The following is a 16039-nucleotide window of genomic DNA, read 5'->3' as shown; positions in this document are numbered from 1 at the left end:
CCTGTGGTAGGGTTGGGACAAACCTTGCAGGAGTGATCAAATCCATGGACTCGAAAAAGAAAATCTCCATTTCCTTTCGCAATGATGAGAATAATGAATGGAAGAAGGAAGTCGTCCGAACCCAGGTGGAACAGGCGGCCGCAGTAAAAGAGGAAGAGGACAACAGCGGGGAAAGGACAACGGTTTATCATCTGCCTGCAAAGAAAAAGCTTTTCTCCTTCCCTGTCCGCCATATAGCAGCGACGCTGCTTGTTGCTTTGGTTGTCAGTCTCGGCATCGGTTTTGTCCTTTTAAGGGTGTTTGTGTCTCTTACGGAAAGTGGTCCCTCGGAAGCAGGAGCCGGTCAGGCTGCGAATGGCCCTGGTCCGGCCGTAGAAGTCGCTGGGGACAAACAGCCGGATGCTGCATCAGGAGGAGGAGGGACGTTTGAGGCATACATCGTCCAAGCAGGCGCCTTCTCAACCGAAGGCAAAGCAGAAGAGTGGAAGAGCCGATTGAATGCCATCCATGTTCCTTCTGTCATTTGGGAGCGGGACGGACAGTTCTTTTTATTCGTCGGTTCTGCTGCAACCAAAGCGGATGCCGATGCGATCGCTGCCAAACTTTCAGAGAAGAGCGTGGATACGTATGTGAAACCGTTTGTCGTCCAAACGGACAAGCCTGTCCCTGAAGAATTAGAAGCCGATCTGCGGAATCACACATTGAACGAGCTGACAGAGTCCGAGCGCAGCGGCTTGTTGGATAATTCAGAGAAAGGGAGCCCCTTAACGGAGGCGTTACAGGGCTGGGAATCCCAGGACGACGCGGATGTGAATTGGTTGAAAGTAGCACGTGCATTAGAATAAGTGTTATGCTCACTGACAAGTGGAGAGAAAGAGGTATTCTTTAAGGGGATACTTCTTTTTTCTTACGGTGGAAAAGGGAAATCCTCGCGTTTACGAAGCACGGAGCAGGAAGGAAATTTTGTAGAATGATACATAACCCCATGTGGAGAAAGGTTGTGACAGCTGTGCCTTCTTTGGTATTAGGTTCAGGCTCTCCGAGGCGGAAGCAGCTCTTGGAACTCGCCGGCTATGATTTCTCTATCCGGACATCTGAGGTGGATGAGTCGTTGGAGCCGGGGATGCGGCCCGAAGAAGCAGTCGTCTATCTGGCGGAAAAGAAAGGGGAAGCATTAGAGCGGAAGCATGGAGAAGTGCTGCTTACCGCAGATACGGTCGTTGCCGATCAGGGAGAGATTCTCGGCAAGCCCCGGAATGAAGAAGAAGCACGCCGTTATCTGAGACAGCTGAGCGGCGGAACTCATCAGGTTTACACCGGTGTTTGCTTGAGAGGGGAAGATGGATGCAGAAGCTTCTTTATTTCGACAAGCGTCACTTTCCTGAAGCTGAGTCCAGAGGATGTGGAATGGTATATCCGAACCGGAGAATGGCTGGATAAAGCGGGAGGATACGGTATTCAGGGGAAAGGCTCGCTGCTTGTCGAAAAGCTCGAAGGGGATTTTTACAACGTCGTCGGTCTGCCAATAGCAAGGGTTGTACGTGCATTGGAGCAGCTGGGAATCAGAAGGCCCTGACTCTCTTTCATGGGGAATGAGGAGAAGAAGGAGCGGTGACATTGACCCGTACAAGTATTTTAATCAAGGATGTCCCCAAAGAGGAGAGGCCGAGGGAGAGGTTGATGCAGCTCGGTGCTGGACGTCTGTCTAATCAGGAGCTGCTTGCGATCATGCTCGGGAGCGGTACGAAGCAGGAGTCTGTTATGGAACTTGCCGGCCGCCTCCTTGTTCATTTCGAAGGGATCCTGCTCCTGAAAGATGCAACCATCGAGGAGCTGACAGCGATCCGGGGGATAGGTTCGGCAAAAGCGGTGATGTTGATGTCTGCCATTGAATTAGGAAGACGTCTTCATCAAATGAAGCCTGTGGAGCGTTACATGATTCGCAGTCCTGAAGACGGGGCAGACTTTATCATGGAAGAAATGAGAGATTTAAAGCAGGAACATTTTATCTGCCTTTTTCTGAACACGAAGAATCAGGTGATCCACAGACAAACAGTCTTCATCGGAAGTTTGAATGCCTCCATTGTGCACCCGAGGGAAGTCTATAAGGAAGCGGTCAAGCGCTCTGCCGCCTCCATCATCTGTGCCCACAATCATCCCTCCGGAGATCCCACCCCTTCACAGGAAGATATTCAGGTGACAAGAAGACTGAAAGAATGCGGAAAAATGATCGGAATAGAATTGCTGGATCATTTGGTTATAGGGGATCGCAAATTTATTAGTTTGAAAGAAAAAGGCTATCTCTAACACTATCTATTTTTGTTGATTTTTCGTATAATTGAATAGATGGAAACGTAAGGCGCCAATTCATAGGAGCATTCCTACGCAATTGGCGCTTCTTCTAATCGAAAAATTCGGGATTGCTTAACCCCGCCTGATCAAAAAGCGGGATTTTAGAAAGGAAGATATTATTGGGGATTTTTGGCTTCTCTCAAGATTTAGGTATTGATTTAGGAACCGCTAATACGCTGGTTTTTATGAAGAACAAAGGCGTCATAGTGAGGGAGCCGTCTGTGGTAGCAAAAAATGCTCAAACAGGCGATATCGAAGCGGTCGGTAACGATGCAAGGAACATGATTGGTCGGACTCCCGGTTACATAAATGTCATTCGTCCAATGAAGGACGGAGTCATTGCTGATTATGATACGACAGCTCAAATGATGAAATATTATATTAAGAAGGCTCTAAAGACGCGCTCTTCTTTTGCCAGTAAACCGAACATTATGGTTTGTGTCCCGTCCGGTATAACGATGGTCGAAGAACGGGCAGTTATCGACGCTACGAAACAGGCCGGAGCGAAAGAAGCTTATCCGATTGCTGAGCCGTTTGCTGCAGCCATCGGTGCCGGACTCCCTGTTTGGGAACCGACGGGAAGCATGGTCGTCGATATCGGTGGTGGAACGACGGAAGTGGCGATCATTTCACTTGGTGGAATCGTGACCAGCCAGTCGATCCGGGTTGCCGGGGATGAAATGGACGACAGCATCATCCAGCATGTCCGCAAGAAGTACAACCTCATGATCGGGGAACGTACGGCGGAAGAAGTAAAGATGGAGCTGGGCGGCGCAGGAGAAGTCAAAGAAGTCGACGAAATGGATATCCGGGGCCGTGACCTTCTGACTGGTCTTCCTAAAACGATTACGATCCAGAATGCCGAGGTTGTTGCTGCCATGAAGGATACCGTCGATGCGATCATCGAAACGGTGAAGAATACGCTCGAGAAGACGCCGCCGGAACTTGCAGCGGATATTATGGAACGGGGAATTGTCCTTACGGGAGGCGGCGCCCTGCTTAAACAAATCGATACAGTCATCAGTGAAGAAACGAACATGCCGGTATTCATAGCGGATGAACCGCTGGATTGCGTAGCAATCGGAACCGGTAAATCATTGGAATACATCCAGCATTTCCGTTCTCAGCCGAACGTGGCCAGCCGGGCTAAGATGGAGTAGTTGATATCCAATGCCTTCGTTATTCCGTAGAAAAAGACTGATGATTGTTTTAGTAGGATTTATCGTTCTCGTGGCGCTGATCGGATTCTCCATCCGTGATCGCGATTCTTTAAGCACGCCGGAGAAATTTCTCCAGGATACCATTGGGTGGGTGCAGACGGTCTTCCATAAACCGGTAAGCCTCGTTGATAATACGGTCGAGAACGTTAAAGATATGTTCGGTGTCTACGAACAAAACCAGGTGTTAAAAGCAAGGCTGGATGAGTACAAAGGAGTCATCCAGGAGAACCAGCGTCTGGAAAGTGAAATTACCGACCTCCGGGAAACACTGGATAAAACGGAGAGTCTGAGCGATTATTCTCCGATTCAGGCAACGGTCATCGCAAGAAGTTCGGACCGGTGGTTCGAGCAGATGACAATCAATAAAGGAGAAGAGGACGGAATTAAGAAAGATATGGCCGTAATGACGAGTGATGGATTGGTCGGAAAAGTGAAGTCTGCAGGAGCTTTCCATTCCACTGTCCAGCTTTTAAGCGGGTTCGATCGGTCAAATAAGATTTCCGCATGGGTCGTCCGCGAAGGAGAAGATGAGGCATTCGGCCTTATTGAAGGCTTCGATGATGAAACCGGACAGCTGCTGCTGGAGGGGATTAAGATGGATGAGAAGCTGGAGGAAGGCGATACAGTAATTTCCTCCGGTCTCGGTGGAGTGTTCCCGAGTAATCTGCGCATCGGTACGGTGGAGAAGGTGGTCAACGACCAGTACGGCCTTACGAAAACAGCCTACGTGGAGCCTTTCGCAGATTTATTCGATATCAGTCACGTAATGATCGTGGATCGTACGGCAGAGACGATCAATACACAGAGCCAGAGTGAGGAAGAGGAATCATGAGCCGTTACTACATCCCGCTTATTTGTTTGTTTCTGCTGGTGATGCAGGGAATGGCGATGAGTCTGCTTCCGGCTAAGCTCGTCTATTCGGATTTATTGATGACACCTCATTGGATTCTGATATTCCTTTTTCTTGTCACCATTTTCTATGACAAGGATGACACGTATCATGCGGTATGGTACGGCCTGGTTTTCGGCCTTTTGATGGACGTCGTATATACGGGTGTGCTCGGTGTATATATGATTACTTATACGCTTGTCATTTATATCGTCCACGGATTAAATAAACTGGTGCATGCGAATTTTTTCGCCGCTTCTATTTTGGCAGTTGTCGGAGTAGCTCTTTGCGATACGATTCTGTACGTCGTGTATTCTTTCGTCCAGATCACATCCATGGGCTGGGGAGATTATCTACTTCTGCGTCTTCTGCCTACCCTGGCGGCGAATATGATCTTCTTCATCCTTCTGTATCCGCTTTTGAAAGAGCGTGTCTATACGTGGGGAGAAGAAATAAATAATGCTTGAAGTGTCGGATATGTCTAAGGTTTGAGGTGAAAGCCATGACGGCGAATGGTCAGATAATCATGATAAAAGGGACGAGAGATGGATTAACACTGCGCTTAGATGATCAGTGTACGTTTGATACCATTCTCTCTGAATTAAAAGAAAAGCTCTCTATGAACGGTATTACCGAAGACCAGCCAATGATTCGTGTCACCATCCAGTTAGGGAAGCGGTATTTGGATGAGGAGCAGAAAAAACTTTTGGCTGAAGTGGTCAGAGAGAAACAGAACCTTGTAGTCGAACGGATTGAATCGGACATCTTGACCAAGCAGGAAGCATTAGAATGGAAAGAAAATACCGACATGACACCAATGGCAAGAACGGTAAGATCCGGACAAGTCATTGAAGTCCGGGGAGACTTGCTGTTGGTGGGGGATGTTAACCCTGGTGGACAAATCAATGCGACAGGTAACATTTTCGTCCTGGGGCGGCTGCGAGGAATCGCCCACGCAGGGTTTGAAGGAAATACGGGCGCGGTGATCGCTGCTTCCTATATGCAGCCCAACCAGCTCCGGATAGCGGATCAGGTCAGCCGTTCACCGGATTATGAGTCGGAAGGGGTCTATATGGAATGCGGCTTCATTGACGAAGCGCTCGGTAAGATTCGGATCGACCGCCTTCAGGAAGTTTTGAAGCGGCGGCCGGATCTCGTTAGTTTTGAAAGGAGAATGATTGATGGGTGAAGCGATAGTCATAACCTCTGGCAAGGGAGGAGTCGGAAAGACAACGACGACAGCTAATCTTGGTACTGCACTCGCCTTGCAGAATAAGAAGGTCTGTCTGGTGGATACGGATATTGGTCTAAGAAACTTGGATGTTGTCATGGGACTTGAGAACCGTATCATCTACGACATTGTCGATGTTGTTAATGAGCGTTGCAAAACAAAACAGGCGTTGATAACGGACAAACGGTTCGATTGTCTGCATCTGCTGCCTGCAGCGCAGACCTCCGACAAATCGGAGGTCACTCCTGAGGGGATCAAAGCGATCGTCGATGAATTAAAGCAGGATTATGACTATGTTGTCATCGACTGCCCGGCAGGAATCGAACAGGGATACAAGAACGCTGTGGCCGGTGCGGATAAAGCGATCGTCGTAACGACTCCGGAAAAAGCGAGTGTCCGTGACGCCGACCGAATCATCGGGTTGTTGGAACAGGAAGACATGGAATCACCCCGATTGATCATTAACCGGATTCGTAACCACATGATGAAAAATGGAGAAATGCTGGACGTCGATGAAATCGTCAATGTCCTGTCCATTGATCTTGTCGGTATCGTGATCGATGATGATGCGGTCATCAAAGCCTCCAACAGCGGAGAGCCTGTTGCAATGAAGCCGAATTCCAAAGCTTCTCTCGCTTATCGCAATATCGCCCGGCGCATCCTTGGGGAAACGGTTCCCCTGATGAATCTGGAAGAAACGCAGGGCGTATTCGCCAAAGTGAAGCGGTTCTTTGGAATACGCGCTTAACTGCAAAAGCTGCCACACACCATGTGTGGCAGCTTTTTTTTGGAAAAATAAATATTACCACTCCTTGTCCCATAGAATGGTAAAAAGGGTCCTTGGAGAGGGGTTTGTTTTGTGAAAAGAGACATTCGTGATATACGAAGAGACATAGCGGGAAGAAAGAAAAAGAAACTGTACAGCAGCGGGTCTGTGCCACCGAAAAAGTGGGTGGCCCCGCCTGGAGATGAAGAGGTGCATGGATATCCACCACTTGTAACAAGCAGTACGTATGGAAGGGAAGAACCCTCTGGGTCGAAGGGGACAAGCCGGCTCGGTCTGCAAATGCTGTTCGCCGTTCTGTTATTCGGTGTTGTCGCTCTTGGTAAGAACACGGAATTACCAGTGTTAAGCGGCCCCGGAGAATGGGCTGTCAGTCAGATGCAGGAAGAGTTCCCATTTGCAAGCGTCAGTGCGTGGTATAGTGAGCGTTTCGGTGATCCGCTGCAGGTTATTCAGCCTGTGGAGGATGGTGGGAAAGAACCACTGGCTATGCCTGTAAGCGGGACGGTAACCACGTCTTTTCAAAATGATGGAAAGGGGATTATTATGAGGACAGAGAATGATTCCCAGGTGAAAGCGGTTCGTGCGGGTACGGTCATTTTTGCAGGGAAAGACGAGGATACAGGAAATACAGTGACCTTGCAGCATGAGGATGGTACGAAAACAACATACGGCTATTTATCAAGCATTGACGTTCATCTCTATGAAAATGTTAAGGCGCAGAAAGGTTTGGGGTCAGTCGAGGCAGAGGCGGGAGAATCAGCAGCTGAATTCTTTTTTGCGGTGGAGAAAGACGATCAGTTCCTCGATCCGGCTGAGGTGATCCAAGTGAATGAAGGGTCTTAATTTGAAAGACACGATCCACGTGCACCCCCTGTTTTTTCTCCTGGCTGGATCGGCACTTTTGACCGGTGCGATTTATGAATTTGTCGTTCTTTTCACCATTGTGTTTATTCATGAACTCGGACACTTCACCGCCGCCCGCCGCTGTGGCTGGAGGGTGACGAAAATGGAGATTTGGCTTTTCGGCGGAGCTGTAGTAAGTGAAGAACATAATACAAGGCCTTTTCGCGAGCAGATGCTCGTGATACTGTCTGGTCCTCTGCAGCATGTATGGATCGCGGGACTCTTAATTGGTCTGGAAAATTTGGTCGGCCCTCATCCGCTTCTGGAAAAAGCTCTCCTGTATAACGGAGTGATCCTGCTTTTTAATCTTCTTCCTGTCTGGCCGTTGGACGGGGGGAAAATCTGCTTCTATGCAGCAACCCAGGTTTGGTCGTTCCGGCAAAGCCTTGCCTTTACGATTCTACTCTCCTGTACGGTTTTGATTCTAGCCTTTCTTTGGCTGTTTATGGAAGGGCGTTGGACTCTCTCTGCCATTCTGCTTGCCTCTTTTCTCATTGTTGAAAACGGCTTGGAGTGGAAACGCCGCTCCTACACCCAGATGCGGTATTTGTTGTACTGCGCATCTCAAAACAGAACGTACTTGAAGACAACATACAGGAAGGCGGATTCTGATACGCTTGTACGGGATGTGTTGAAGAATGTCCGGGCTAACCGTCGCTACAAATACGTCTTGAAACAGCCATCCCAATTATATATAGTAGATGAACAAGAGTGTTTCCGGGTCTTTTTTGACGAAAAGAAAACCGACCTGCGATTGGGGGACGTTCGCAAAATTGCATTATGAAAAGGGATGGAACAATCATGAGAAAGCTCGTGCTACATACAGAAACGACGGAAAAGTCCGCCGTTGTCATAGAAAACGGCGTTATTCAGGAATATGTCCTGGACCGGCCCGGAGCGGAAGCGCTCGCGGGTTCTTTATATGCAGCTAAAGTTAGAAAGGTTGATCAAGGGTTACAGGCCGCCTTTCTTGATATCGGCGAAGAAAAGAGTGGATTTCTAAGAAGGGAATCCATTCCGAGGTCTGGAGAGAACATTCAATCGGTTCTTAGGGAAGGGGAATCCCTGATTGTCCAAGTGATAAAAGAGCCCCTTGGCGAGAAAGGGCCGCAGGTAACAGCGGATGTAACCATCCCGGGCCTGAACCTCATTTATCAGCCTTTCGGTGGAAAAGTGGTGTTCTCACGCAAACTGAAAGAGGAAGATCGGGCAAGGCTGGAAGGCCCTGTCCTTCATCAAATAGAAGATGGAGAAGGGGTGATTGTCCGTACTGGAGCGGCCGAGGCGGCAGTGAATGACGTTTGTGAGGAGCTTTGTCACCTGCGCAGGAAATGGGAGTCCGTTTTAAATGGGAGGACGGACAAATCGGGAAAACTGTTTCAGGAAAGTCTGATTCCGGATCAACTGCTGCGAAAATTCCCCGTCACTTCTATCAAGGAGATCGTCTTCGACAGCGGAACGCCTGCCAAAGAGGCAAGGGAACGGTATCCATCTTTATCTCCTCTCATCCGCTGGAGCAGAAATTTATCCGAAGAGCTGCCTGTTTCGTTGGATCTTCTGCAGCAGCAAATGCTATCAGATAAGGTGGAAATCGGAAACGGGACCCGTCTTAATATTAATCAGACGGAAGCAATGGTGATTATTGATGTAAACAGCTCTACATTCAAAGGTCGCGCTTTCTCCAATTCCCAGGCGCTTCAGGTCAATCTTGAAGCGGTCCCGGAAATTCAACGGCAGATCCGTCTCCGTAATCTGTCCGGGATCATCATCGTCGACTTCCTTTCTATGAAAGATCAGAAATCCAACGCACGACTGATCGCGGAAATGAAAAAGGCGCTTCGGTACGACCCGGTCCATACAACGGTGCTCGGGTTGACGAAGCTCGGACTCTTGGAAATGACAAGGAAGAGAGAAGGTGTGAGACTGCCGGACCTTCTTGCTGAACAGCAATCACCATCGTTCACGATGGAGACTGCCGTCTATCGTCTGGAGCGGGAGCTAATCGATTCCAAGGGAGACGGCACGGAGGCGAAGCTCCTTGTAGTGAATCCTCTTTTCCATAATGAAAAAAAACGATTGCTTTCCGGGGCGATTTCTAGTAAAATTCCACAGGAGCTGTTTGTTAGGGAGGATTCCCAAATTCTTCACTATCAAATAGAGCTTGAAGGGTCTTTAAACATGATCCGGGATGCTGTTCAGCGCCGCGGATATCATGTTGACAACTTGTTTTGATCTGTGGTAACATTGTTTTGTTATTCAAGTAGCACTTCGATGCTACAACCGCGCAGAACAGGTTTTAAACCGATTTCCGGTACCTGAATGGCGAGTCTGAGTAAATCGAGGAGGTGCAAGTATGTACGCAATTATTGAAACTGGTGGCAAGCAAGTGAAAGTGGAGAAAGGCCAGGAGATCTTCGTTGAGAAAATGGACGTAGAAGCTGGTGAATCTGTTACTTTTGACAAAGTTCTTTTCGTAGGCGGAGATGACACGAAAGTGGGAGCTCCTTACGTTGACGGTGCTTCTGTAACGGCTAAAGTTGAAAAACAAGGTCGTCAAAAGAAAATCACTGTATTCAAATACAAGCCGAAGAAGAACTACAAGCGCAAACAAGGTCATCGTCAGCCATACACGAAACTTATCGTTGAAGACATCAACGCGTAAGGATCGTCCTGATGATACATGTATCGATGTTTCGCTCGCACGGCTCGATTACCGGATTTGAAGTATCCGGTCATGCAGAGAGTGGTCCTTATGGCCATGATCTCGTATGTGCAGCTGTTTCTGCTGTTACCTTTGGTGCAGTGAATGCAGTCATCAGTCTGTGTGAATTCGAACCTGCTGTCGAACAAGGCGGAGAAGGTGGATACTTAAAGATCACCCTTCCCGGGAATATGGATGAATCCGTTCATTCTAAAGCCCAAACGCTTTTGGAAGGCATGTTGGTTTCATTGGAAACCATTGAAAATGAGTACGCTCAATATATTAAAATATCCCATCGATAAGGAGGTGAAGACTCATGCTACGTCTTGATTTGCAGTTTTTCGCCCAGAAGAAGGGTGTAGGTAGTACAAAGAACGGCCGTGATTCCGAGTCTAAACGTCTTGGAGCTAAACGTGCAGACGGACAAACTGTAACAGGTGGTTCTATCCTTTACCGTCAACGCGGTACGAAGATCTACCCTGGTGCAAACGTCGGCCGCGGTGGTGACGACACGTTGTTCGCAAAAGTGGACGGTGTTGTTAAATTCGAACGTTACGGACGTGACCGTAAGAAAGTCAGCGTCTATCCTGTACAACAGGAAGCGTAACTGAATACGATCCTGCAGCACAAAAGCCGCGCTTTGCTTTTCGCATAAGCGCGGCTTTTTCTATATTGTTTGCCATGCGCTTCGAGGGCTGTTTAGGTTTCCTTGGATTTTTGCTATACTTTTTATTATTATGGGTGAACGAGGAGCTGACAGGATGGGAGAACAGGATATCATTACCGTGTTGAGGCATAAGCGTCATGACTGGATGAATCAAATTCAATTGATCCATGGGTATGCGTCTCTCGGAAAGCAGGACAAACTTATGGAACAGATTGAAGAAGTGAAGGAAGAGGCGGAAGAGGAGCGGAAGTTGTTAAATAGTCATGCAGGAGCATTCTCCATCTGGCTGTTGACGTTCAATTGGACGCACGATTCCTATCGAGTGAAATTCTCCTTTGTGGACGATGTTGATTTATCCCGTCATGATCAGAGGTTGACCGCTTATGGGATACGGATGATACAGCTCATGGACGAGCATACAGTACCGGGTGAGTTGTATGAAGGGGTGCTTACGATTTATGTGGGCGGCCAGAATGCTTTAGGATTGAGTTGGGAATGGGAAGGACCTTTCATTAACGGGGACGATTTAAAGCAGAAGCTGAATCATGAAGGGTTCATCGTAACATTATTTGATAACAAAGAACTTTCTATCGAAATGACGATAGAATGAAGAGGTGAATAGAATGTTTGTCGATCAGGTCAAAGTATTCGTTAAAGGTGGCGACGGAGGGAACGGTCTCGTCGCATACAGACGTGAAAAGTACGTTCCAATGGGCGGTCCTGCCGGCGGTGACGGCGGAAACGGTGGAGATGTCGTATTTGAAGTGGATGAAGGACTCAATACATTAATGGACTTCCGGTATCAGCACCATTTCAAGGCGACCCGCGGACAAAACGGTATGAACCAGAAACAGCACGGCAAGAATGCGGAGCCGCTCGTCGTGAGTGTGCCTCCTGGAACAACGGTTAAAGTAGCAGAAACAGGCAAGGTGATCGCCGATTTAACGGAACATAAGCAGCGCTCAGTCATCGCTAAAGGAGGCCGGGGAGGGCGTGGGAATGCCCGATTCGCTACGGCACGCAACCCTGCACCGGAAATTGCTGAAAATGGAGAGCAGGGCCAGGAATTAGATGTCATCGTTGAGCTGAAGCTTCTTGCTGACGTCGGTCTTGTCGGGTTCCCAAGTGTCGGGAAATCCACCTTCCTTTCCGTAGTGACGGCAGCAAAACCGAAAATTGCCGATTATCACTTTACGACGCTGTCTCCAAACTTAGGTGTCGTGGAGAGTCAGGATCATCGTAGTTTCGTTCTTGCCGATCTTCCTGGTCTGATTGAAGGGGCGCACGAGGGAGTAGGCCTTGGCCATCAGTTCCTTCGTCATGTCGAACGGACTCGTCTGCTTCTGCATGTCATTGACATGTCCGGCGTGGAAGGACGGGACCCATATGACGATTATGTGACGATTAACAATGAATTGTCGTCGTATGATAAACGATTGGAAAACCGCCCGCAAATCATCGTGGCAAACAAGATGGATATGCCGGAATCTGCGGAGAACCTAGAGGCTTTTAAAGAGCAGCTGGGTGATACGGAAGCAGACATTTATTCCATATCTACGGTAACGAGAGAAGGGTTAGAGGAGCTTCTTTATGCAGTCGCCGACAAATTAGATCAGATTCCTAAGCAGGAAGAAGAGATTGAAGAAGTCGACGAGCGTGTGATCTATAAGTACGAGAAAGAAGAAGCAGCGTTCAAAGTCCGTCGTGATGATGACGGAGCATACGTATTGTATGGCGATAAAATTGAATCCCTGTTCCGCAGGACCGACTTCTCGCGTGATCAGTCGATCAACCGATTCGCGCGTCAAATGCGGAGCATGGGGGTAGATGAAGAATTGCGTAAACGTGGTGCGGAGAACGGAGATACTGTCCGTCTGCTTGACTACGAATTTGAATTCGTCGATTAAGGGAGGCAGAGCCGATGGCGGATTATAATGAGAAGTTTTATTTAGTCCGTAGTGACATCCTCCCGGAAGCGATGAAGAAAACGATTGATGCGAAAGCCCTGCTGGAGCGGGGGAAAGTGGAGTCGATTTTCGATGCCGTCCAGAAGGTGGGACTTTCCAGAAGCGCTTTTTACAAATATAGAGATGCCGTGTTCCCTTTTCAGGCAATGGTCAAAGAACAGATGATCACGTTGTTCTTCCATTTAGAAGACAGGAAAGGGACACTTTCTGATCTGCTGATGATCGTAGCGAGGTCAGGTTGTAACGTTTTGACGATCCATCAGACGATTCCGTTACAGGGGAAAGCAAACGTCACGTTGTCCCTGAATACGTCAGGAATGACAGGATCAATTGAGAAATTACTGCAGCAACTGCATAAGCTGGACTTTGTGGATCGTGTAGAGATTCTCAGTTCGGGAGCATAATTTGGAGGGGAAATCATGTCGGAACAACGGATCGGATACTTAGGACCTAAAGGAACATTTACGAAAATGGCCGTGGACGCTATGTTTGATGGAGGGACGTATGTAAGTTTTGAAACCATTCCCTCCTGTCTGGATGCCGTTGAAAAGGGAGAGATAGCGACAGCAGTCGTACCGTTGGAAAATGCTATCGAGGGATCGGTGCATTTGACGATCGATTACCTGGTCCACCAAGTGGATCAATCGATTATTGCAGAGCTTACGGTGCCGATCAAACAACACCTGCTTGTCCATCCTGATCATCACGGGCAGGAAATTGAAAAAGTGTATTCACACAGTCATGCCATTGCCCAGTGTCACCAATATCTGCACAGCCATTATCCGGATGCGCAATTGGAATCGACAACTTCCACGGGCAGAGCGGCTGAAATGGTTTCTGAAATCGGTCCCGGGGTTGCAGCGATTGCCAATCATCTGGCTGCTGAACAGAATGGTCTGCGGATGCTGGCTTCGGATATCCATGATTATGATAATAACCATACCCGTTTTGCCGTCGTCCAGAAGACGCCGCATACGCTGAAAGTGAAGGACCATCCGGTGTCAAGCCATAAGACGACAGTGATGGTAACACTGCCGAAAGATTATGTAGGGGCGCTCCATCAGGTGCTTGCTGCCTTTGCTTGGAGGAAGATGAACTTATCCAAGATCGAATCCCGTCCGATGAAGACCGGGCTCGGCAACTATTTCTTCCTGATAGATGTGGATCAGCCTTACGATCAGGTGCTGTTTCCAGGTGTGCAGGCAGAGTTGGAAGCGTTAGGCTGTCAGCTTCGCGTTCTTGGGACCTATCCGACCTATCAGTTGGACATTCCTACTCCGGTACAAAAAGCATAAAAAAAAACACAAACCCCCGGAATCCTATAAACATAGGGTTCCGGGGGTTTGTTTATATTTTTTTCGAATTTATTGTAGGCTTTTTCATCAATCTTTCGGGTTGTCTTGCATAGAGTGTTATTGAGCTATTATTGTCTTATCGTTTTTTAGATTGACAGGAAGGGAGTTGCAGATGTGAGAATTCACATTGTACAAAAAGGAGATACACTCTGGAACATTGCCAAGAAATATGGGGTTAACTTTGAAGAGTTGAAATCCGTAAATACCCAGCTATCCAATCCTGATATGATCATGCCGGGTATGAAGATCAAAGTCCCTCAAGGTACGAAGCAGGTGAAAAAGGAAGCACCCAAGCAGCAAATGGCTCCAGCGCCTGCACCGAAGAAGGAAATGCCGATGCCTTCTCCTCCGCCGGCAATGAAGGAAGATGAGAAAAAACCGGTCAAGGGTGTCATGGAAAAACCGATGATGCCGATGCAGCCAATTAACATGAATATGCCGATCACCATGCCGAGCATCGATCAGCAGATGCAAAATTATTATACGACCTTCCACCTGCCGCAGATGCCCGCGCCGCAGCCGAAAGAGGAAGAGTCTCCGGAAGAAGTGAAGGCTCCGGAAGTGAAAGGGGAACAGTTCGTACCGGCACCTATGCCACAGCAGCCGTATTGCCCTCCACAGGGTCCCCAACTCGTTCATACCGACTTCTATTGCTGTCCTCCGCATCCGGTCATGATGCCGATGCACCTGCCGATGCAGCAGCCAATGCCAATGCAGCAGCCGATGCCGATGCACATGCCAATGCAGCAGCAGATGTGGGAAGAAGAGTCCAATAACATGATGAGTCCCGGTACACAGTCCGGTGGCTGTGGCTGTGGGGGCGGCCAGTCACTGCCGCAAGGACAGATGGGCTATGGCGCACCGATGCCGTACCATCACGGGGGCTGGCAGCAGGGTTATCCTGGTTGGGGTCAACAAGGACCATATATGCCGCAGGGACAGCAGGGCTGGGGGCAGCCGATGTGGCCGGGTTATCAGCAACCTTGGCGGGAAGATGATTTAGATGAGAGCTGACAAGAGGAAGGGCGATTCATATACGGATCGCCTTTTTCATTGGCTCCAGGCAGAGGAAGGTCTGCCGATCACTTTCGAGCGGCATATTAAACCAAAAGTGTACCAGGTCAACTACAAGGATCAATCGTTCATCTTGAAAGGGTATCGCAGGCCCCGTGTCATTGACCAGCAGCTGGAATTTTTTAAGCATTGGAATTACGCTTACAGAATAGCAGCGCGTCCGGTGCCGTTTCCCGATAGAAAAGAAACGAAAGGAAGGCTTGGATGTGAGTGGGCGCTTTTTGAACATGTGAACGGACACCACGCAGATTTCAACAAGCACCATGACCGTAAGCAGGCAGTACGCATCCTTCACCATTTCCACCGAACTACGAAAGGGATCGGGGTGCTTTCGGTTCCCAAAGACCCGCTTTACGTCAAATGGGAGCGGCGTCTGGAACAATTTGAAGAGACGAGAGACACCTTCCTTGATTTAGGAAAGAAACATATGTATGAAGAAATTCGTTCTTCCATGCTGCAGCGCCTGGAGGATTTTTCTGAACATCCATGGGGGGAAATCGAAGAACGGGCGTGGAATCATCATGAATGGCTGCATGGAGATGTCGCCCACCATAATTTCATGGTGACAAAGGATAAGCAGATCAAATTGATCGATTTCGATCTTCTTCATACCGGACCCCATTTATACGACCACATTCAATTAGCTCAACGCTTTCTCCCCTGTTTAGAAAAAGACCGTACAGCATTGATTTCTTACTTCCCGCATGTGAAGGAGAAGGAAATCTGGTGGAAAGGGGTCCTCGTTCCTGCTGACCTGCTGCGCGAATGGCTTTACGGGTACAGAAGCGGTGTGAGGGAAGGATCGACGATGCAGCGGCCGATGCGGAAGCTGGAAAAAGCCTGGGAAAGTAGAAAGATGTTTGTCCGATATGCAGAACATATGCTATGATTGT

At 48.6% G+C, this 16039-nt stretch carries 20 protein-coding genes and 1 other annotated feature; all 20 genes read left to right on the top strand.

The window, feature by feature from the left end:
* The first annotated feature begins 44 nt into the window (after positions 1–44).
* Complete coding sequence (locus AXG56_RS07820) at positions 45–845, top strand: SPOR domain-containing protein (protein WP_026577161.1); 801 nt, start codon at positions 45–47, stop codon at positions 843–845.
* 164 nt (positions 846–1009) lie between these two features.
* The gene (locus AXG56_RS07815) at positions 1010–1576 is read left to right on the top strand and encodes a nucleoside triphosphate pyrophosphatase (RefSeq protein WP_152413391.1); all 567 of its coding nucleotides are present in this window, start codon (positions 1010–1012) and stop codon (positions 1574–1576) included.
* Positions 1577–1617: 41 nt separating this feature from the next.
* On the top strand, positions 1618–2307 hold the full coding sequence (radC, locus tag AXG56_RS07810; RefSeq protein ID WP_026577163.1) for a DNA repair protein RadC: 690 nt from the start codon (positions 1618–1620) through the stop codon (positions 2305–2307).
* 164 nt (positions 2308–2471) lie between these two features.
* On the top strand, positions 2472–3512 hold the full coding sequence (locus tag AXG56_RS07805) for a rod shape-determining protein (RefSeq protein WP_008637929.1): 1041 nt from the start codon (positions 2472–2474) through the stop codon (positions 3510–3512).
* 10 nt (positions 3513–3522) lie between these two features.
* A complete protein-coding gene (mreC, locus tag AXG56_RS07800; protein WP_008637931.1) occupies positions 3523–4404 on the top strand; it encodes a rod shape-determining protein MreC in 882 nt (293 codons plus the stop codon).
* Positions 4401–4928, top strand: a complete 528-nt coding sequence (mreD, locus tag AXG56_RS07795) for a rod shape-determining protein MreD (protein WP_008637932.1) — start codon at positions 4401–4403, stop codon at positions 4926–4928. Before mreC ends, mreD begins: the two co-directional genes overlap by 4 nt.
* A 35-nt stretch (positions 4929–4963) precedes the next feature.
* The gene (minC, locus tag AXG56_RS07790) at positions 4964–5650 is read left to right on the top strand and encodes a septum site-determining protein MinC (protein ID WP_026577165.1); all 687 of its coding nucleotides are present in this window, start codon (positions 4964–4966) and stop codon (positions 5648–5650) included.
* A complete protein-coding gene (gene minD, locus AXG56_RS07785) occupies positions 5643–6440 on the top strand; it encodes a septum site-determining protein MinD (protein ID WP_008637934.1) in 798 nt (265 codons plus the stop codon). Before minC ends, minD begins: the two co-directional genes overlap by 8 nt.
* 111 nt (positions 6441–6551) lie before the next feature.
* Complete coding sequence (locus tag AXG56_RS07780) at positions 6552–7322, top strand: M23 family metallopeptidase (RefSeq protein WP_062513865.1); 771 nt, start codon at positions 6552–6554, stop codon at positions 7320–7322.
* The gene (locus AXG56_RS07775; RefSeq protein ID WP_062513863.1) at positions 7309–8166 is read left to right on the top strand and encodes a site-2 protease family protein; all 858 of its coding nucleotides are present in this window, start codon (positions 7309–7311) and stop codon (positions 8164–8166) included. The genes AXG56_RS07780 and AXG56_RS07775 overlap by 14 nt, the downstream gene beginning before the upstream one ends.
* Positions 8167–8183: 17 nt before the next feature.
* Positions 8184–9614 (top strand): ribonuclease E/G, encoded by a 1431-nt coding sequence (locus AXG56_RS07770; RefSeq protein ID WP_161484900.1) that lies wholly within the window; start codon positions 8184–8186, stop codon positions 9612–9614.
* Between the two features lie 36 nt (positions 9615–9650).
* Positions 9651–9722 (top strand) — a sequence feature (ribosomal protein L21 leader region).
* A gap of 13 nt (positions 9723–9735) precedes the next feature.
* Entirely contained in the window at positions 9736–10044 is a 309-nt protein-coding gene (rplU, locus tag AXG56_RS07765) for a 50S ribosomal protein L21 (RefSeq protein WP_008637938.1), read from the top strand.
* A gap of 11 nt (positions 10045–10055) precedes the next feature.
* A complete protein-coding gene (locus tag AXG56_RS07760; protein ID WP_008637939.1) occupies positions 10056–10385 on the top strand; it encodes a ribosomal-processing cysteine protease Prp in 330 nt (109 codons plus the stop codon).
* A gap of 14 nt (positions 10386–10399) precedes the next feature.
* The gene (gene rpmA / locus AXG56_RS07755) at positions 10400–10690 is read left to right on the top strand and encodes a 50S ribosomal protein L27 (RefSeq protein ID WP_026577166.1); all 291 of its coding nucleotides are present in this window, start codon (positions 10400–10402) and stop codon (positions 10688–10690) included.
* Between the two features lie 154 nt (positions 10691–10844).
* Positions 10845–11360, top strand: coding sequence for a Spo0B domain-containing protein (locus AXG56_RS07750; RefSeq protein ID WP_008637945.1), 516 nt, complete (start codon positions 10845–10847; stop codon positions 11358–11360).
* Positions 11361–11373: 13 nt separating this feature from the next.
* Positions 11374–12657 carry a GTPase ObgE gene (gene obgE, locus AXG56_RS07745; protein WP_008637947.1) on the top strand — a complete coding sequence of 428 codons (1284 nt, stop codon included), beginning with the start codon at positions 11374–11376 and terminating at the stop codon, positions 12655–12657.
* Positions 12658–12671: 14 nt separating this feature from the next.
* The gene (locus AXG56_RS07740) at positions 12672–13121 is read left to right on the top strand and encodes an ACT domain-containing protein (RefSeq protein ID WP_008637949.1); all 450 of its coding nucleotides are present in this window, start codon (positions 12672–12674) and stop codon (positions 13119–13121) included.
* Between the two features lie 15 nt (positions 13122–13136).
* Positions 13137–14012: a prephenate dehydratase gene (gene pheA / locus AXG56_RS07735; RefSeq protein ID WP_008637956.1), complete on the top strand. Its 876-nt coding sequence runs from the start codon at positions 13137–13139 to the stop codon at positions 14010–14012.
* Positions 14013–14186: 174 nt separating this feature from the next.
* Entirely contained in the window at positions 14187–15086 is a 900-nt protein-coding gene (safA, locus tag AXG56_RS19845; protein WP_062513860.1) for a SafA/ExsA family spore coat assembly protein, read from the top strand.
* The gene (locus AXG56_RS07725; protein WP_008637960.1) at positions 15076–16035 is read left to right on the top strand and encodes an aminoglycoside phosphotransferase family protein; all 960 of its coding nucleotides are present in this window, start codon (positions 15076–15078) and stop codon (positions 16033–16035) included. Before safA ends, AXG56_RS07725 begins: the two co-directional genes overlap by 11 nt.
* Positions 16036–16039 lie beyond the last annotated feature (4 nt).

The organism is Halobacillus sp. KGW1, from assembly GCF_001592845.1.
In the GTDB taxonomy this organism is placed as follows: Bacteria; Bacillota; Bacilli; order Bacillales; family Halobacillaceae; genus Halobacillus.
The sequence above is the reverse complement of the archived record's forward strand: the minus strand, read 5'-3'. Positions and strand labels throughout refer to the sequence as shown.